This is a genomic window from Streptomyces sp. NPDC050211, from assembly GCF_040656035.1.
GTDB lineage: Bacteria > Actinomycetota > Actinomycetes > Streptomycetales > Streptomycetaceae > Streptomyces.
Genome location: NZ_JBFALC010000009.1, coordinates 89,740 through 107,670 on the forward strand (window position 1 = coordinate 89,740; position 17,931 = coordinate 107,670).

The 17,931-nt window shown below is 68.4% G+C and carries 19 protein-coding genes; 14 read left to right on the plus strand and 5 right to left on the minus strand.

Annotation, left to right across the window (positions count from 1 at the left end; translation table 11 throughout):
- The first annotated feature begins 35 nt into the window (after positions 1-35).
- On the plus strand, positions 36-773 hold the full coding sequence (locus AB0I98_RS12095; protein ID WP_362939115.1) for a peptidase E: 738 nt from the start codon (positions 36-38) through the stop codon (positions 771-773).
- Between the two features lie 304 nt (positions 774-1,077).
- Here the strand turns inward: AB0I98_RS12095 and AB0I98_RS12100 are convergent, their stop codons facing one another.
- The 4 genes from AB0I98_RS12100 to AB0I98_RS12115 form a co-directional block, all read right to left on the minus strand.
- Positions 1,078-2,103, minus strand: a complete 1,026-nt coding sequence (locus AB0I98_RS12100) for a hypothetical protein (protein ID WP_362939118.1) — start codon at positions 2,101-2,103, stop codon at positions 1,078-1,080.
- A 321-nt stretch (positions 2,104-2,424) separates the two neighbouring features.
- Entirely contained in the window at positions 2,425-2,820 is a 396-nt protein-coding gene (locus AB0I98_RS12105) for a hypothetical protein (protein ID WP_362939121.1), read from the minus strand.
- A gap of 490 nt (positions 2,821-3,310) precedes the next feature.
- Positions 3,311-3,502, minus strand: coding sequence for a hypothetical protein (locus AB0I98_RS12110; RefSeq protein WP_362939124.1), 192 nt, complete (start codon positions 3,500-3,502; stop codon positions 3,311-3,313).
- A 10-nt stretch (positions 3,503-3,512) separates the two neighbouring features.
- The gene (locus tag AB0I98_RS12115; protein ID WP_362939127.1) at positions 3,513-4,364 is read right to left on the minus strand and encodes a helix-turn-helix transcriptional regulator; all 852 of its coding nucleotides are present in this window, start codon (positions 4,362-4,364) and stop codon (positions 3,513-3,515) included.
- Positions 4,365-4,613: 249 nt separating this feature from the next.
- Here AB0I98_RS12115 and AB0I98_RS12120 point away from each other — a divergent pair, with 249 nt between their 5' ends.
- The 5 genes from AB0I98_RS12120 to AB0I98_RS12140 all read left to right on the plus strand — a co-directional run bounded on the left by AB0I98_RS12120 (position 4,614) and on the right by AB0I98_RS12140 (position 8,862).
- Positions 4,614-5,108: an ATP-binding protein gene (locus AB0I98_RS12120; protein WP_362939130.1), complete on the plus strand. Its 495-nt coding sequence runs from the start codon at positions 4,614-4,616 to the stop codon at positions 5,106-5,108.
- A gap of 657 nt (positions 5,109-5,765) precedes the next feature.
- Positions 5,766-6,173: a hypothetical protein gene (locus AB0I98_RS12125; protein WP_362939133.1), complete on the plus strand. Its 408-nt coding sequence runs from the start codon at positions 5,766-5,768 to the stop codon at positions 6,171-6,173.
- Positions 6,174-6,251: 78 nt separating this feature from the next.
- Positions 6,252-7,535, plus strand: a complete 1,284-nt coding sequence (locus AB0I98_RS12130) for a hypothetical protein (RefSeq protein ID WP_362939136.1) — start codon at positions 6,252-6,254, stop codon at positions 7,533-7,535.
- 53 nt (positions 7,536-7,588) lie between these two features.
- Positions 7,589-8,134 carry a hypothetical protein gene (locus AB0I98_RS12135; RefSeq protein ID WP_362939139.1) on the plus strand — a complete coding sequence of 182 codons (546 nt, stop codon included), beginning with the start codon at positions 7,589-7,591 and terminating at the stop codon, positions 8,132-8,134.
- A complete protein-coding gene (locus tag AB0I98_RS12140) occupies positions 8,131-8,862 on the plus strand; it encodes an ATP-binding cassette domain-containing protein (protein ID WP_362939142.1) in 732 nt (243 codons plus the stop codon). The genes AB0I98_RS12135 and AB0I98_RS12140 overlap by 4 nt, the downstream gene beginning before the upstream one ends.
- 177 nt (positions 8,863-9,039) lie before the next feature.
- On the opposite strand, the gene AB0I98_RS12145 is transcribed toward AB0I98_RS12140, so the two are convergent.
- On the minus strand, positions 9,040-10,725 hold the full coding sequence (locus AB0I98_RS12145; RefSeq protein ID WP_362939145.1) for a glycoside hydrolase family 18 protein: 1,686 nt from the start codon (positions 10,723-10,725) through the stop codon (positions 9,040-9,042).
- Positions 10,726-10,958: 233 nt separating this feature from the next.
- Between AB0I98_RS12145 and AB0I98_RS12150 the strand changes: the two genes are divergently transcribed.
- The 8 genes from AB0I98_RS12150 to AB0I98_RS12185 are packed head-to-tail and all read left to right on the plus strand — an operon-like array spanning position 10,959 to position 17,860.
- Positions 10,959-11,861 carry a hypothetical protein gene (locus tag AB0I98_RS12150; protein WP_362939148.1) on the plus strand — a complete coding sequence of 301 codons (903 nt, stop codon included), beginning with the start codon at positions 10,959-10,961 and terminating at the stop codon, positions 11,859-11,861.
- A gap of 55 nt (positions 11,862-11,916) precedes the next feature.
- Positions 11,917-12,624 carry a Flp pilus assembly protein CpaB gene (gene cpaB / locus AB0I98_RS12155; protein WP_362939150.1) on the plus strand — a complete coding sequence of 236 codons (708 nt, stop codon included), beginning with the start codon at positions 11,917-11,919 and terminating at the stop codon, positions 12,622-12,624.
- A gap of 9 nt (positions 12,625-12,633) precedes the next feature.
- Complete coding sequence (locus tag AB0I98_RS12160; RefSeq protein ID WP_362939153.1) at positions 12,634-13,887, plus strand: AAA family ATPase; 1,254 nt, start codon at positions 12,634-12,636, stop codon at positions 13,885-13,887.
- Between the two features lie 5 nt (positions 13,888-13,892).
- Positions 13,893-14,279 carry a TadE family protein gene (locus AB0I98_RS12165; protein ID WP_362939156.1) on the plus strand — a complete coding sequence of 129 codons (387 nt, stop codon included), beginning with the start codon at positions 13,893-13,895 and terminating at the stop codon, positions 14,277-14,279.
- Between the two features lies 1 nt (position 14,280).
- A complete protein-coding gene (locus AB0I98_RS12170) occupies positions 14,281-14,652 on the plus strand; it encodes a TadE/TadG family type IV pilus assembly protein (RefSeq protein ID WP_362939159.1) in 372 nt (123 codons plus the stop codon).
- Between the two features lie 12 nt (positions 14,653-14,664).
- Positions 14,665-16,002 carry a CpaF family protein gene (locus AB0I98_RS12175; RefSeq protein WP_362939162.1) on the plus strand — a complete coding sequence of 446 codons (1,338 nt, stop codon included), beginning with the start codon at positions 14,665-14,667 and terminating at the stop codon, positions 16,000-16,002.
- A 10-nt stretch (positions 16,003-16,012) separates the two neighbouring features.
- Positions 16,013-16,954: a type II secretion system F family protein gene (locus tag AB0I98_RS12180; RefSeq protein ID WP_362939166.1), complete on the plus strand. Its 942-nt coding sequence runs from the start codon at positions 16,013-16,015 to the stop codon at positions 16,952-16,954.
- Positions 16,955-16,972: 18 nt separating this feature from the next.
- Positions 16,973-17,860 carry a DUF5936 domain-containing protein gene (locus AB0I98_RS12185; protein ID WP_362939169.1) on the plus strand — a complete coding sequence of 296 codons (888 nt, stop codon included), beginning with the start codon at positions 16,973-16,975 and terminating at the stop codon, positions 17,858-17,860.
- Positions 17,861-17,931: the final 71 nt, after the last annotated feature.

A 17,931-nucleotide genomic window follows, 5' to 3' on the forward strand; every position in this document is an offset into this window, starting at 1 on the left:
TGCGCGTCTGAATCTTGATCTGAGGAGGCACCCTCGTGGCTGTCGTTCCGGAACGTCGTTTGGCTCTCCTTGGAGGCGGCTTCTCCACCGACGATGGTCTGCTGGATGACTGGGTGCTCGATCAGGTGCCCGTTCCGCGCCCCAGGGTGTGCTTCATTCCGACAGCCAGTGGCGACGCCCCCGGCTACATCGAGCAGTTCTTCGGGGCGTACCAGTCACGTTCCTGCGAGCCCAGCGTCTTGCATCTCTTTCGGCGGGAGCTCGATGACGATGCCCTGCGCACGTTCCTGCTCTCTCAAGACGTCGTCTATGTAGGTGGGGGCAACACCGCGAACATGCTGGCGGTCTGGCGCGCGCACGGCGTGGACCGGCTACTTCGCGAGGCTTTCGACCGGGGGACCTTGCTGTGCGGCATCAGCGCTGGTGCCAACTGCTGGGCCGAGGGCTCGCATACCGACTCTTTCGGGCCGCTGACTCACCTCTCGGACGGGTTGGGCCTGTTGTCCGGCTCGGTCTGCCCGCACTACGACAGTGAGCCCGGTCGGCGATCGTCCTATCAGGCAGCCGTGGCGAACCGCGCGCTTCCGGCCGGCTGGGCAGTTGAGGACGGTGTCGGCGTCCTCTTCACAGGCGGTCTGCTGACGGACTCTGTGACGCGTACGCCTCGGGCCTGTTTCTATCGGGTAGAGCCCGGCAGGGATGGCGGAGTCGACGAGCAGGCCATGCAATGTCGCCTGCTCGTCGCAGCACAACCGCCCACTTCAACCGCGTGAAGTGGTGAGAGAGCGGCATCCGCGCCACCGCGGCCGGAATACCCGAGGTACCGACGAAATGGGCCTCGCCGAGTGACGAAACGCAGGCATGGGCCGGTCGGGCACCGTCAGGATGTGCCTACCTTCGTCTACCGACCCTCGTGGAAGGGAATGCGGGCTCACCTGCGCGGGAACTCCACGCGTCGGAGGTCACGTTCCTGCAGGTCAACGAAATCCGTCGGTTGTCCGGGACCCTGAGCCTCGCGGCCACCCGGCGTCACGGCATGCCCGCACCGTGACGCCCCGGCTGCACACCGCGGACGGGCTACGTCATCAACTCGATGTGCGGATGCTCGGGCTTCGCCGGGCAGACGAACAGATGCTGCCGGTAGCCGCTGCCTATCTGGACCCCGGTCGCGTTGTAGCCGCGGTGGCCGGGGTACGGTCCAGCACCTGGGTGGGGGTACGGAGACCAGCTGTTCCCGGAGTCGTCCCCTTCCTCGAACGTGGCGACGGTCATCAGGAGCTCCATGCCGGTGCCGCACTCGGAGCAGGACTGCGGGCTGGGGTCGGTGGAGTTCCAGGCGGGCCAGCCGCCGACCTTCCAGCCGGGTGCGTTGGACAGCACACAGTCGTAGTACGTGTCCGGGTCCATGTCTTCCGCTGCTGCCTGCGGCACACTCCACTGCTTGAGCTGCTCCTGCAGTTCTTCGCTCAGCTCCAGATGGTCGGGGTACTCGGTGATCTGCTCCGGTTCGAGCACGCACGGTTCCGGTAGATAGCCGTCGAACTGCACTGCGGGCGGCTCGGGGGGCGTGTCGAGGATGTCGGTGACGGCGGCTGCGGAACGCCAGAAGAGCAGGGTCCTGGGCATGATCGGATGATCGAAGGGGCACCACAGAACCTGCAGCAGGTCCTTGCCCTCCGGCGGGCTCAGATCGGGCACATCCCCTACGTACAGCTGCGCGACGGGCAGCATCGCTATGGGGCCGTCGTACGACTGGACCGCCAGCCTCACCGGATACGTCCGAGGGGGCAGGATCCGCTCGAGAGTCTCCCGTTCCTCCGGAGTCAGGTCCCGGCCGTGCGAGGCGGCGAAGATCCGTCGTTCCAGCCGCAGATCCGCCGGGGACTGGGCTGGGTTGATGCCGTCCACCACATGCGGTTCCTCGCAGTGCGGCCACGGCTCCTCAGCGGGCCACAGCAGCGGCCCGCCGATCGAGCTGTCGTGCCACGTCGGCGCCCCAGGGCGGGGGTGCAGGCGGGTCGCCGTGCGGGCCAGCGGGGCCAGTTGGGGAAAGACCGCGACAACGTCGATCGGCCGTGGTGGAGTGACAGGAGTGACATTCATGGCCGCAAGCTTGCCAATCGCCTCTGACAACGGCCCTCGTGGCCGCCCCACGAAGAGCTCCGGCACGGGCGCCACCCGGGAGAGCCCTACCGCCGGTCCGCCGCCGGCAGATGGCCCGCGAGCAGGTCCACGATCGCCGCGTGGATGTCCGTCCACGCGCGCGGTTCGTCGCCACGTACCACTTCCATTCGGGTGTTACGAGTTACCTTGGCGCACCGCAAACCCGGCCGGGAACTGCATCCACGGAGCTCGGGATCCCACACGCGTGACCGGAGCCGTCACCGCAGGTCAGCGCATTTCGTCGGTGGCCCTATCCCGTTGTCAGGTGCTGTTCCGGCGGCTGACCTCGGCTGCGTAGGCGGCCCAGTCTCCGGCGGCGGCTCGCTGCCATTTGACGGCGACGGTGATGTCGATGCCGAGGGTGCGGGCGAGGACTGCGGCGGGCAACCCGGTGGCGAGCTGGAAGAGCGCGGTCGAGCGGGATTCGGCCAGGCGGATGCCGAGTTTGCGGAGCCGTTCACCCATGGCCCAGGCGCTGATCGGGCGGCCTGGCTGGCCTCCGGGGAAGAGCCAGGGCGAGTTCGTCCGGGCCAGTGTGGCGTGGCTGCGGCGGACCGTGACTTGTTGGAGGGCGAGTTCAGCGACGGGGGCCGGGAGTTCGACGGGGACGGCGCCGAGGTGAATGCGGGCGCCTGTGTCCGTCTCCGAGGGCATCATCGCGCTCTTGAGCTGATGCTTGAGTTTTTGCGACGAGCGCGCCGCCTGCGACGGGCTGGGTTGACGTGGAACGGCCATAGCGCGAATCGGCCGTTGGCCGCACGTTCAGTAAGGCCGGGAACCGGCAGGATCAGAAATCAAGGGCTGGTCGAGTGGAGGCGGGATGCTGCCGGAGCCGCTGCCTCGCTGAACGCGGGGTTGCTCCCAGCCTCTTCGAACTTGGCAGCTACCCGGACCGGACTTCCACCGGCAGGCGACGACGAGCTGCCGAACAGAGAGAGCACCGCTGCGTCACGGCGTCACCACCTGTTCCGCTGGGCGTACGAGAAGACCTCGGTGTTGGGAATCAGTGCGAAAACATGGCAGGGCCGCACGCATTCCAGGGTCGCTGTGACGCTGCGGTCAGGAAGGACCACGGGGCTGGGGCTCGCACCTTGGGGCTGGCGTCGGTGTGGCTGACTGCCGGTCGATGGGGTAGGTGACAGCGGGCTCAGAGCAGGTGGTCCGCCTTGCCCGCCTTGATGTCGAGGATCATCGTGCGGAGCGCTTCGCGGGTGTCGGTGAGGTAGGTGTCTTCGGAGCCGGATATGGCGATGTAGGCGTTGCCTTCGGGGTCGGTGCCGAGGCGGAAGCAGGCCGATCCCTCGGCGCAGAACGGTTCTTCCCAGGTGATGTCGGGCACGGTCGTCTCCTCAGAGGTGGCTGGCGATGTCCTGGATGAAGGCGTACGACTCCGTGGGTGACAAGGCGTGGCGTTCCATCCAGTCGAGCTGGGCTCGGTACTTGGACAACTGGGTTTCCTGGTAGAGGAATTCCGGTCCGTGTGCGCTGTCGATCTGCACGGTGTCGAGCTGCGGCACAGGTCCCTCCATGTAGACGGCGGTCTGTCCGGCACCGGGGAACGATCCCGCGGTGAACGGGATGACGCACAGTGTCACGTTCGGCCGCTCTGACGCACCGAGCAGATATTCCAGTTGTGCTCGGGCCACCTTGCGTCCACCGAACTGCATGCGCAGCGCCGCCTCGTGGACTATCCCGACGTACTCGGTCGGGTTGTCGCGCTCCAGAACCCGCTGCCGCTCCAGGCGATGGGCGAGCCGTAGGGCGACCTCATGGTCGGGCAATGGTGGCAGCCCTGCCTTGAATACGGCCTGGGCGTGATCGCTGTTCTGCAGGAGCCCGGGCATGTGGATCAGATGCACGCTGCGCAATCGCACCGCATAGTGCTCCAACTCCGCGATGTCGAGAAGCCCGGCCGGGAGACTGCCGCGATACCGCTCCCACCAGCCTCGCTCAGAGGGCTGGGCCATCTCGACCAAGGCATCGACGTACGCCTCGTCGTCGCAGTCACAGTTGCAGGCCAGGGTGCGGAGCCGCTCGGCGCTGATGGTGCGCGTGCCTGACTCGATGTTGGAGATCTTGCCGCGGTCCACACCCAGCAGTCCGGCGGCGTACTCGCCTGTCAAGCCGGCGGCCGTACGCATCCTCCGTACCTCGGCCCCCAACCTCTTCTGGCGCTCCGTCGGAGACGTCCTCGCGGCCATGCCGTTCCTTCCTCGAAGCCAGCCACACCCTACGCGGTGCTTATGTTCTTCCGAACTAGGGGCAACATAACCCCGTGGTGCTCTACAGTCGGTAATGCACAAGCTACACAGAGCAGTTGGCAGTGCATCGCGTAAGCCTGCCCGCAGCCTCCTTCCCTGGGAGGGGCGGGTTTGCGCCCCCAGGGAGACGAGCCACCGGCTGCTGCCGAACGACACAGTCCACGCACGCACACCTATACGGGAGACCTCATGCTCTTCTCTCGCTGCCCCGTAGCCCCCACCTACACGGCCAACCCCACCGCCCCCACCCCCGAAACCCTCGCCTACAGCTTCACGCTCCCCGCGGCCCTGACCAGCCCCGCCCTCGCCCGCGCCGCAACCCGAGAGGTCCTGAAGGCCCACAACCTGCACGACATGCTGGACCTGGCACTCCAAGCCATCAGCGAACTCGCCGCAACAGCAGCCCAGTTCACGGAGTCAACGGATTTCTACCTCTCCCTCCGTTATCGATCCTCCACCCTCCGTCTGATCGCCTACGACAGCCATCCCTGCCACACCCAGCCCCACCTCGCCGCAGCCTGCGACACCCGCCGCCGCGCCTCCCTCCGCGTCCTCGCCTGCGTCTGCCGGGCCTGCGACGGAACCTGGGGCTTCGGCCCGGCCCGAGAGCCGGACGGCGGAACCCGCACGTGGGCAACGCTGCCGAGGGCGAGCGCGGCGACTTACGGCGCGAAGCATCCCTGACCGGCCTGCAATTGGCAGATCTGAGCCGCAGGAGAGCTGGACCGCTCAGGAAGATCGTGAGTCGGCCGATGCGCTCGCCCCGCTCACATTCGCGTGATGCCGTTGGTGAATCCAGCGAGGCGAGGGCCAGTCCCCCCGGCAGGGCTCGTGCGTTCTCGGGCGGTGAGATGTCCTGAACTGCCGGGTGAGGGCAGGTTGTCGGGGGTGGGGATAGGCAATCAAGGTCACCCGCCGCCGACGCGACCTGAACAGCGGGAAGATCCAGATCGAGCACGTCTCTGCCGTCACCAGCCAGGACGCGTTCTCGGCGACCGACGCCCGGCTCGCCCGAGCGGTGCGCGAGCACTGGCACGTCGAGGGTCAGCGTTCGGCCGTTGCCGAGACTGCTGCCGGTGTCGGGCTGGATGCGTGGCCGCGGTGGGCAGTCGGAGGCGTACCGCCACCATCCGCGTCGTCGGCGTGCGGCGGGTGCGAAGCGGCTGGCTGGTTTGCCACGAAGCGGTTGGCTGGATTTCATTGACTTCAAGATCAACTGTTCGATAACTTCAGCGCCTCGCCTGATGTGGACAGGCCTCATGGGGGGGCCGAATCGGGTGGGAGATTCGGAGTTCCCGCATGTCGGGCAGATCTTCCAAGCGCATATCCGCCGTGGTTGCGATGGCGTCAGCCTTCGTTCTCGCGATGTCCTCCGGTGCCTGGGCCAACTGGTCGAGCAGCATCAGCAGTTGGACGGACGGCGGCGGGGACAACGGGCAGTCCCGCTACTGGGCGGACGAGAGCTACACGGAGATCATCTTCAAGGGTTGCAGCGTGCAGGGCGGCAGTAAGACCACCGGTGTCGAGTTGTGGGACTTCGACGCACTGTCGAGGAACGACTTCTACGGTGAGAAGACCTTCACCAACTGCTTCAACGGCACGACCTCCGCGAGCCGGGGCGAATACAACGGCCTGCCTCAGGAGTCGGACTACTTCTTCCAGCTCGACAACGTAGGCGGCGGGACTAACGCGTGCTGCCTGCTGTGGGCGACCTACGCGGGAGTTGACACCACTCTCGCCGATTCCTGATCAGTGTTCTGCAGCGTGGTGCCTCGCCGTCAGCGAGGCACCACGCCCCCTGTTAAGACCGCTCCAGGAAGCCAAGAAGTGAAACCCCTCACACTCATCAGATCCAGCAGTGCGCTGCGAGTCGCGCCCGTCGCCCTGCTTCTCGTGTTCGCCTACTACGCCACCGATCTCGGTGACGACCTCCGCATCGATCCGCTGGGCTACTCCGCCACTGTGGTCGACGCGGTGCTGCGCAACCTGCTGCCTGTGGCCTTCGCGGTTGCCTCGAGTCTCGCCGCGTGGGAGGCGCGGAAGCTCGGAGTCGCCGACATCTGGCGGCTGGGGGCGGTGCGATCCCGCTACACCATCGCCGCACAGCATCTGACTCCCGTCATCGCACTGGCCTGGTCGCTCCTGATCCTTCCCACGGTGTGCGCCCTTGTCCAAACGCAGACTGCGCCCGACCTGCCCGGCATCACGCTGCTGGCCTTCGGACTGGTGCTCTGCGTCGCTCACGGCGTCGTCGGATTCGCCGCCGGAGCCGCCATTCGGCACATCGCCGTAGTGCCGATCATCGCGGTCACCGACTTCCTGGCCGTCGGCTGGTCCACCGGACTGGAGACACCGTGGCCCCGGCACCTCTCCGGCCTCTTCGCCGGAAAGATGATGTTCGGCGAACTGCCCACCGCCGCCGGCCTTGTGGCACCTCTCATGCTCGCCGTCGGCTCCGCCGTCGCCGTGGCTCTGCTCTGGACACCTGTTTCCCGCTGGCTGCGAGGAGCCATCGCGGGAGCACTCGTCTTCGCCTGCGCGTTCGGATCGTTCTCCTTGGTCAGCAACTGGAGCTACATAGGCCCACGGAGCACCGGTCACGGCTCGATCGCCTGTGCCGGGCAGTCCCCCCGCATCTGTCTGCCCGAGGCGCGCGCCGAGCGCATCTCCGCTCTCGCCGAGGAAGCGGAGGCGACGCTGGAAACCCTGCGCCGAGCCGGGCTGCCCGCCGAGCCGACTTCCCTCACAGACACGTCTCTCAGCCTCCGGTACCCGGAACCGTCCACGGAGGATGACTGGACCGTCCCGCTCGGGGTCGGCGAGGCGACCGGCACCGTGCGCTACCAGATCGCCCGCGAAGTGGTGCGTTTCGAATGCGCCCCTCCCGCCACCGGCCCCGCCCGCCAGGTGTACTACTGGGTGTCCTCCAAAGTCGGGCAGGCCGACACCTACTTGAGACGGCTCAGCTCCGAACCCGATTTCACTCCCCAGGAACGCAGCCGTCTCCAGGAGCGAGTGGGGAAGGTTCTGCGGTTGAGCGAGGCCCAGCAGATGGACTGGTACGAGACGACCGTGTCGGAGGCCTGCGAGGAAGACGGGAATACAACGTGATGTGGTGGCTGCGTGCCCGCCGCGCTCACACTCGACTGCCCCTGGGATTCCTGGTGTTCGCGCTTCTGGCGGCGATCGTTCAGGACACCCCCCTCTTCCTGCCGTCCCTCTGGGCCAGCGGTGGCTCTGAGCTCGTGCAGGCTGCCACACTGGTTCCGCTCGTCCTGACCTCGGTCCTCTTCGACTGTCTGCACACCCGGCTGGACGCCGCCGAGACCACCGGAATCCGATCCGTCAGGTTCTTCGATGTCCTGCTCACACTCGGCGTGGTGGTACTCGCAGTTGCCGTGGGACAGGTGATCGCCATGGCCACCGGGGCCGCATCGGCCGAGACACTGGGCCGCAACACGGCCTTCCTCGCCGGCCTCACCCTGTTGTGCGGGGCTCTCTTCGGGAGATCCGCGGTCCTCGTTCCCGCACTGTGGCCGCTGATCGGCGTACTTTTCGGCATGAGGGCGGCCGGCGATCCCTACCCGTGGACCGTACTCCTCGAACCGCCTGGCACCTGGTACGCCTCCGTGGGAGCCCTCTTGATGCTCACCGTCGGCGTTGCTGCCCACCTCCTTTCACCGAACCGCTTCGCACGGAGAGCCGCATGACCCTTGTTCTCGATTCCTGCACCTTCGCCTACGGCCGACGGCGGGCTGCCGTGCTGCAGGACTTCAACTACCGCCTTCCGGACGGACTGACCATCCTTCTCGGACCGAACGGGGCCGGAAAGTCCACGATGTTGCAGCTGGCCGCTTCCGTCACCGCGCCCCAGCGGGGAACCGTGACGTGGGACGGACTTGACGCGAAGAGCAAGGACTACCGGCGGTCCGTGGCCTGGATGCCGCAGAACATCACCCCCCTGCCCTCACTCACGGCACGGGAGTACGTCGCTTATGTGGGCTGGCTGAAGGGAATGAGCAGGGACGATGCCTGGGACAACGCTCCTCGAGCGCTGTCCCGCGTCGAGATGTCGGAGCACGCCGACACCCGCACCAGCCAGCTCTCGGGCGGCCAGCTGAGGCGTGTGGGCGTGGCCTGTGCCCTGGTGCACGATGCACGGGTGCTCCTCCTGGATGAACCCACGGCCGGCATGGACCCACGTCAGCGACGGGTCTTCCGCGACCTCCTTGCCGCGGTCAAGGGCGAGGTCCGCATCCTGCTGTCCACGCACGACGTGACCGACCTCGCCGAAGAGGCCGATCACGTGTCCGTTCTGGTTGGCGGACGTCTCGTGCAGAGCGGGTCGACCAGCGAGTTCCTCGCCCACACTCCGCCGGGTACGGCGCACGGCCGGGCTGCCGAAGGGGCTTATACGACCCTTCTCGAGTCGGCCTGACCCGTTCGGGCGAGCCCGGTCATGGATTAAGGCCAAGACGCCCATCGTGAGTCGGCCGAAGCGCTCGCCCCGCCCACATCACATCCATGTGGGCGGGGGTGGCACCCCGACAACTTCCACTGCCCGGCGGACCCCGCCCACGAGCGCAAGGTCAGCCGTCAGAGGCGGACCGTCCAATTACGGCAACCCGTGCACATGCGGCCCCACCGCGTTGGACCACGCGTTCCCGGCCGCCGCGTCCCAGTTGGTGGACCAGGTCATCGCGCCCCGCAGGTCGGGATAGGTCCTGGACGGCTTGAAGGAGCCGCAGTTCGTGCCCCTCGCCAGACAGTCCAGCGCGTTGTTCACCACGGAGGGCGAGACATACCCGCTGCCCGCGCCGCGCGTCGAGGCCGGAAGACCCAGGCCCACCTGCGACGGTGCCAGGCCGCCCTCCAGCTGGATGCAGGCAAGGGCCGTCAGGAAGTCCACCGAGCCCTGGCTGTAGACCTTGCCGTCGCAGCCGAGCATCGAACCGCTGTTGTAGTACTGCATGTTGACGACCGTGAGGATGTCCTTGATGTTCAGGGCCGTCTGGAAGTAGGAGTTCGACGTCGACTGCATGTCGATCGTCTGCGGGGCCATCGTGATGACCAGCGACGAGCCCGCCTTTGACGACAGGGACCGCAGCGCCTGTGTCATGTAGGTGGCGTTGAGGCCGTTCTCCAGGTCGATGTCGACGCCGTCGAAGCCGTACGTCTGCATCAGCGAGTACACCGAGTTCGCGAAGTTGGCCGCCGATGCCGCGTCGTTCACGGCCACCGTGCCGCGCTCACCGCCGACCGAGACGATGACCTTCTTCCCGGCCGCCTGCTTCGTCTTCACGTCCGCCTTGAACTGGTCGACCGTGTAGCCGCCGAGCCCCGCCGAGTCCAGGTTGAAGGTCACCGCGCCCGGCGTCGACGTCGCGTCCGCGAACGCCACCGCGATGATGTCGTACTGGGACTGGACGTCCGCGAGCCTCTGCACCGTGGCGCCGTTGTTGAAGTTCTGCCAGTAACCGGTCACCGCGTGCTTCGGCAGGGCGGGGCCCACCGGGGTCGCCGTCGTTCTTCCCGTCACCGCCGCCGACTTCACCGACTCACCGGCCGAGTTGACCGCCGTGACCTGGAAGGAGTACGAGGTGGAGGCGGCGAGGCCGGTGACGGTGGCCGACGTTCCGGTCACCGCCGTCACCTTCGTGCCGTCCCGGTAGACGTGGTAGCCCGTTGCTCCCGCGACCGTGTTCCAGGCGAGGGACACGGACGAGGACGTGGTGCCCGACACCGACAGACCGGCCGGCGCACCCGGAATCGTCGGCGCCGGATCGGTCCCGCCGCCCCCGTCAGGGCCGTACACGGAGAGGTCGTCGGCGTAGTACGCGGGCTGGCCGTACCAGCCGTGCGTGTACACCGTGACGGATGTCGTCGAGGCGCCCGTCGTGAAGGACGTCGTCAGCTGCTTCCAGCTCGTCGAGTCCGGGGTCCAGGTCGACACGTCCGTCGTGCCGGTGCCGGTCACGCCCAGGTAGGCGTACCCGCCCTGCACCCAGGCGCTCAGCGCGTACGTCGAGTTGGGCTTGACCGCGACCGTCTGGGTGCAGCGGGCGTTGTCCTGCCCGGCCGGGGTCGCCTTCAGCGCGGTCGTGCCGGTGCGCACGGGGGAGGTGACCGTCGTACCGCTGTTCGCGGAACAGGTCCAGTTGCTCAGGCCGGACTCGAAACCGGCGTTCTTGGCGTTGTTGACGTCGGCGGCGGACGCCTGGCCGGCACCGGTGAGGGAGAGAGCCAGGGCGGCGGTGACGGCACCCGCCCAGAGTCGTATCGATCTTTTCTGTGGGGACATGACAACACGTTGGTCCAGACCAATTCTGTTGTCAAGAGATGCTGCCGAGATGCTCAACCTGCCCCGTTTTGACAGCTCTTGTGCAGCGCCGGATGCTTCGCAGCTACAGAAACGCTGTTCTCCGGTCATTGAGGCGTGGTTACAGTGCTTTGGTAGTCACGCTGTGAAGTCGACTCGGTGCGTCGGGGTATCACCGGCGGGCCGACAGGGGCGGGTGAACCGGGGAGCTGCACGTGCCAACTGCCATTGCCGTGACCAGTGCCGACCTGGCGCTGCCGCCGCACGACGAGCGCACCGTGCCCGCGGTGGTGCTCCAGGACCTGGACCGGCAACCGCTCGACCAGTCGCTCGCCGCCGTTCAGGCGCTGATCGACCAGCACGGTCATGTCATCGTCGTGTGCTCACAGGCGGTTCCCGCGGCCGTGACACAGCGGCTGCACACCGTACGGTCCCTGCTGGAGAGCGACCGGATCGCCCTGTTCCGTCCGTCGCTGCCCCCGCTCGGACTCGCCGTCCTGGCCCGTCAGTTGAGACAGCTCGCCTCCTGCGACCTCAGTCCCGGCGTGCTCGCCTCCGCCGGCCGGCTGCTCACGCACTACATCCACGCCGGCGCGCTGCTCGGCTCGGTCGCCCGCCTCGACCGCGTCCCCGTCGGCCTGAAGTCGCACGCCAAGTCCTGGGTGCCCGGCACGCACTTCGGGGTCGTCGCACATCCCGAGCCGCAGCTGGTGAAGCTCCAGCCCGGAGCCGCGCTGACCGGCCCGGAGTTCGCGACCTGGATGCTGTTCGCCAAGGGCCAGCTGCAGTCGGACTGGGTCACGGAGAGCCTGGCCAACTCCTGGCGGGTGCACGGGCTGCGGGAGGCCGCGCTGCCGGCCGAGTCCCCGCAGTGGTGGGGGACCGGCAAGCTGATCGAGTTCTGTTCCTACCTGCCCGACCTCTCGGTCCTCTACCAACTGGTCACGTCGGTACGGCAGAACGTCTGCCACTGGTGCGGCATCGACGTCATCGGCGACCGCTGCGTCTTCTGCTCCGCCACCCCGCCCGTCCTCGAGGAACCGCACAAGAGTCTGCAAACGCCTCGGCAGCACAGGCAGATTCAGTACCAGAACCGGAAACAGATAACAGCCGGATGAGCCCGCACCACCCGACACCGCTCGACCCCCACCCCCCAATGAGGTTCTACGGTTCATGAACTCCCGTCAGCGCCGCGGCGTGATACTCCTGCTCCTGTCGGTCCTGTGCGCCCTCGGCGCGTTCGCCGGCGTCCTCTCCGTCGTCAACGACGTGGAGTCCAAGGTCGGCCCCGAGGTGACCGCCTACCGGGTCAAGTCGAACGTGGAGCCCTACGAGACCCTCGGCGCGGGCCAGTTCGAGAAGGTCGAGATGCCGGAGCGCTGGCTGTCCGACACCGCTGTCACCGATCTGCGGCAGATCGAGGGCAAGATCGCCGTGACGACCCTGAAGAAAGGCTCCCTGCTGCAGAGCGACATGATCGTCGACCAGCCTGCCCTGCAGGCCGGGCAGCAAGAGGTCGCCATCATGATCGATTCAGCGACCGGTGTGGCAGGCAAGATCACGCCGGGCTCGACGGTCAACGTGTACGCCACCTTCGAGGGCGAGCGTGAGGGCGACCCCGATCAGTCCAAGATTATCGTGACCAACGCCAGGGTCCTCGACGTCGGCGATCTCACCCCACTCGAGCCCGACGCGAACGACCGCACCCGGGAGGCCACCAAGGCCGTCCCCATCACCTTCGCGCTCTCCGCGCTCGACGCCCAGCGCATCACGTACGCCGAATCCTTCGCCCAGCGGGTCCGGCTCGCGCTGGTCGCGCCGGGGGAGACCGGCACCATTCCCGAGCAGGACCGGACGTACGAACTCGCCAAGGACAAGTGAGAGGCCCCCATGCCCACGAGGATCCTCCCGGCGGTCGGCGATCCGGACGCGGTCCGGTCCCTCACCACCCTGCTCAGCCAGCTCCCGGACGCCGAGCCGGTCGCCCCGGTGGTCGACTCCACCCAGCTCGTCGACACCCTCTCCCGGCTCGCCGCCGAGTCGGTCGACGAACTGCCCGAGGTCGTCGTCGTCCACGAGCGCATCGGCCCGGTCCCCGCCCTGGAGCTGATCCGTGACGTCGCCCTGCGCTTCCCGGCCGTCGGCGTCATCCTCGTCACCTCCGACGCCAGCCCCGGCCTCTTCCAGGCCGCCATGGACTACGGCGCCCGGGGCCTGGTGGCGCTGCCGCTGAACTACGAGGAACTGGCCAGCCGTGTCCAGGCCGTCGCCCAGTGGTCCACGGGCGTACGGCGCCATCTGGGCGGCGCAGTCGACGTGTTCACCGGTGTGGGCGGCACGGTGATCACGGTGAGCGGCGCCAAGGGCGGGGTGGGCGCGACCCTGACGGCGATCCAACTCGCCCTCGCCGCCCAGGCGTCGGGCCGGTCGGCCGCCCTGGTGGACATGGACCTCCAGGCCGGCGACATCGCCTCCTACCTGGACATCCAGTTCCGCCGCTCGGTCGTCGACCTCGCCACCATCACCGACATATCCCCCCGCGTCCTCGCCGACGCGGTCTTCCGCCACGACACCGGCCTCGCGCTGCTGCTCGCCCCCGGCGAGGGCGAACGCGGCGAGGAGGTCACCGACCGCGCCGCCCGGCAGATCGTCGGCGCCCTGCGCTCCCGCTACGAGGTCGTCGTCATCGACTGCGGCGCCCAGGTGAGCGGCGCCAGCGCGGCAGCCGTCGAGATGGCGGACCGGGCCCTGTTGGTCACCACCCCGGACGTGGTCTCCGTCCGCGGCGCCAAGCGCACCGTCCGCATGTGGGACCGGCTCCAGATCCGCAAGGCCGAGGAGACCACGGTCGTCGTCAACCGCCACACCCGCGGTACGGAGATCCAGCCCCCGCTGATCCAGAAGATCACCGGCACGGCGGTGGCCGCCACGGCCGTCCCCGCCAACTTCAAGGAACTCCACGCCGCCGTCGACGCCGGCCGCGTCCACGAACTCGACGGCAGGAGCACGGTCAAGCAGGCCCTGTGGGCGCTCGCGGCCGAACTCGGCTTGGTGAACGCCCCCGAAGGCGACCGTCGGGGCGGGCGGTTGAGGGGGGACCGGGGCGCGGTGAGCTTCCGGAGGCGGCGGGACGGAGGGGGGTGAGGGTGATGAGGGTGAGGAGGGTGACGAGGGACAGAGCGCGGGACGAAGGTCAGGTCACCATCGAGTTCCTCGGGATGACCCCGCTGATCATCCTCACGCTGGTGCTGGTGTGGCAGTTCGTGCTGCTGGGGTACACGTTCACGCTCGCGGGGAATGCTGCGGACGAGGCGGTGCGGGCGGGGACGGCTTCGGAGGGGCAGGCGGCTTGCGAGGAGGCGGGGCGCCGGAACCTCCCGAGCGCGTGGCAGGGAGGTGCGACGGTGGCATGCAGCGCGAGCGGCGGGTATGTCACGGCCGATGTGCACCTTGAGGTGCCCGTCCTCTTCCCGGGCTCGATCGGCTTCCCGGGCTCGGTGGATGGCCACGCGGGTGCCGTGCAGGAGGAGGACTGAGATGTCGTACCGACTCTTCTACGGCCGTAAAGACCGCGATCGCGACCGCGGCCAAGTCGCCATCGAATACCTCGGGTTCATCCCCATCCTGCTCCTCGTCGCACTGGCCGGGGTGCAGGTCGGGTTGATCGCCTACGCCGCCCAGCAGGCCGGTACGGCGGCGCGGGCGGGGGCGCGGGCGGCCTCGCTCGACTCCGGTGCTGCCCAGACCGGCTGTGGGAACGCGATCAGCGACTGGTTGTCCGTCTCCTGTTCTGAAGCGCGCGGTGGCGACGAGGTCACCGTCACCGCCACGGTCCAGATCCCGTCGATCGTCCCCGGCTGGGACTTCGACCCGGCCACCAAGACCGCCACCATGCCGGTCGACCACTGAACGAGGTATCCCATGAGCCTGCGGTCCCGCATCAACACCCCGGAGGAGAACGGCAGCCGGGGCGAGGACGGGCACCTCGTCGCCTCGTACCGGGCCAAGCTCCTGGAGGAGATCGACCTCGCGGAGATGAGCTCGCTGGCGGCGGCCGAGCGCCGGGCCCGCCTGGAACGCGTCCTCGGGCACATCATCAGCCGCGAGGGCCCGGTGCTGTCGACGGTCGAGCGCTCGCAGCTGATCCGGCGGGTGGTCGACGAGGCGCTCGGGCTCGGCATCCTGGAGCCGCTCCTGGAGGACGCGTCGATCACCGAGATCATGGTGAACGGCCCGGACGCGATCTTCGTAGAACGCGGCGGCCGGGTCGAGCAGTTGCCCCTGCGCTTCCCTTCCCACGACCAGCTGATGCAGACGATCGAGCGGATCGTGTCCACGGTCAACCGGCGCGTGGACGAGTCGAATCCGATGGTCGACGCCCGCCTGCCGTCCGGCGAGCGCGTGAACGTGATCATCCCGCCGCTGTCGCTGACCGGCGCCACGCTCACCATCCGCCGCTTCCCGCGCTCCTTCACGCTCCGGGAACTGGTCGGCTTCGGCTCGCTGGACGAGCACATGGTGTATCTGCTGGCGGGGCTGGTGCAGGCCCGGTGCAACATCATCGTGTCGGGTGCGACGGGCACCGGAAAGACGACGCTGCTGAACGCCCTGTCGGGGCTCATCCCCGAGAGCGAGCGCATCATCACCATCGAGGACTCGGCGGAGCTCCAGCTCCAGCAGTCGCATGTGATCCGCCTGGAGTCCCGCCCGCCGAACGTGGAGGGCCAGGGCCAGGTCACCATCCGCGATCTGGTGCGCAACTCGCTCCGTATGCGCCCGGACCGCATCGTCGTCGGTGAGGTCCGCGGCGGCGAGTCCCTGGACATGCTCCAGGCGATGTCGACGGGCCACGACGGCTCGCTCGCGACGGTCCACGCCAACAGCGCGGAGGACGCGCTGATGCGGCTGCAGACCCTCGCCTCCATGTCGGACGTGGAGGTCCCGTTCGTGGCGCTGCACGACCAGATCAACAGCGCCGTGGACGTCATCATCCAGCTCACCCGCTTCGCGGACGGCGCCCGCCGCGTCACCGAGATCGCGATCCTCGACAGCCACGGGGGCGAGCCGTACCGCATCGCGACCGTGGCCCGCTTCGACGCCCAGCCGATGACCCACGACGGCCGGGTCCACGGCAGCTACGCCCACTTCCCGCTCCCGCGCCGCACCGCCGACCGCCTCTACATGGCGAGCCAGCCCATCCCGCAGGCCTACGGCGTCGCCCACACCCCAGCCCAGCTGTCCACCCGAGAAGCCAGGTAGGACCACCCCGATGGAACTCGACAACCTCGTCACGCTCACCACCGGCATCACCCTGCTGACCTGCGTCCTCTTCGTGGTGGGCCTGCACTCCTACGCGGCGGGCAGGGCGCAGCGGGCGGCCCTCGTGGAGCGCCTGTCGGCCGCCGGTCAGGTCCCCGTCGGCCGCCGGCGCCGCTTCCGCAACCTGGACCGCCGGCTGCGCGGGACGAAGGTGGGCAAGGATCTGGAACTCCGGCTGGCGGCGACGGGCCTGGACGTCACCCCGGGCGAGTTCTTCGCCTACATGCTTGCGACGGTCGCGGGCCTGTGGCTGATCGGCCAGGCCACCCTCGCGCCCTTCTTCGGCCCGCTCGCCGGTGCGCTGGGCATATGGGTCGCGATCCAGTTCCTCAACTGGCAGCGGCAGAAGCGGATCGAGAAGTTCATCAACCAACTGCCCGAGCTGGCCCGCATCCTGGCGAACGCGACGCACGCGGGACTCGCCCTGCGTACGGCCATCGGGATGGCGGCGGAGGAGCTGGAGGCACCGGCCGGGGAGGAACTGGCCAAGGTGGCCAACCAGTTGGCGGTGGGCGCGTCGATGGACGACGCGCTGGGAGAGCTGGCGGACCGGTTGCCGTCGCGGGAGCTGGTGGTGCTGGTGACGACCCTGGTGCTGTCGAACCGGGCGGGCGGACAGGTGGTGACCGCGTTGCGGAATCTGACGGAGACGCTGGAGGAGCGGAAGGAGACCCGCCGCGAGATCCGCACCCAGCTGTCCCAGGTCACCATGACGTCGTACGCCGTCCCCGTGCTCGGCGTGGGCTCGCTGCTCCTGATGAACGGGGTGCAGGAAGGCTCCCTGGACCGCATGACGGGCTCGCCGGTGGGGCAGGGGGCGGTGATCCTCGCGTTCGCGCTGTACGCGATCGGCTTCATCATGATCCGCCGGTTGTCCCGGATCGACGTCTGAGGCGGGGGAGAGACGGACATGGCACTCCTCCTGGCCTTGGTGATGGCCCTCAGCGTCTGGGGCATCTTCGCCGGCATCCGCATGTACCGCGCGGACGCCAAGCTCCCCAGCGACCTGGTGCTGGCCCTGGAGGTCGGCGCGACCCGGACGGGCGCGGTCGACTCCCTGATCGACCGCATGGGCATGCGGTACGCGCCCGCGGTCCTCCGGCTGATGGGCCCGAAGCAGGTCGCCAAGTACCGCCGCAAGATAGACCTGGCGGGCAACCCGGGCGGCCTGACGATCGACCGCTATGCCGCACGCCGGGCGGTGTACGGCGCGCTGGGCGGCGTGGGCTGCCTGGTGTTCGTGCTGCGCGGCCAGTACCTGGTGGCGCTGCTGCTGCTCGCCTTCGGGGCGTTCTGGACGGAGGTGGGCATCTGGTCGGCGATCCGCATCCGCAAGGACGTGATCGAGCGGACCCTGCCCGACTTCCTGGACGTACTGGCCGTGGTGGTCAGCGCGGGCCTGGGCTTCCGGCAGGCCCTGGACCGGGTCGCCTCGAAGTACGAAGGCCCCTGGGCCGACGAACTGCGCATCACGCTGCGCCAGATGGACCTCGGCATGAGCCGCCGCCAGGCCTTCGCGGAACTGCGGCGGCGCAACGACTCCGAGCAGGTCGCGATGTTCGTGACGGCCTTGCAGCAGGGGGAGGAGCTGGGCGCCCCCATCGTCGACACGCTGGTCGCCCTGGCCAAGGACATGCGCCGGACCGACGCGCAGAACGCCCGCCGCAAGGCCGCGCGGGCCGTCCCCAAGGCCACGCTGATGATCACCACCTTCATGGTGCCGGCCACGATGATCCTGCTCGTCGCCGGGCTGCTGCTGGGGTCGGGGACGGACTTCGGGACCCTCACGGGGGAGTAGGGGGGAGGGAACAGCGATGGCGATGACCAGGGCGGGCAGGCCGGGCCTGGCGTACAGGCTGCGGCGACGTT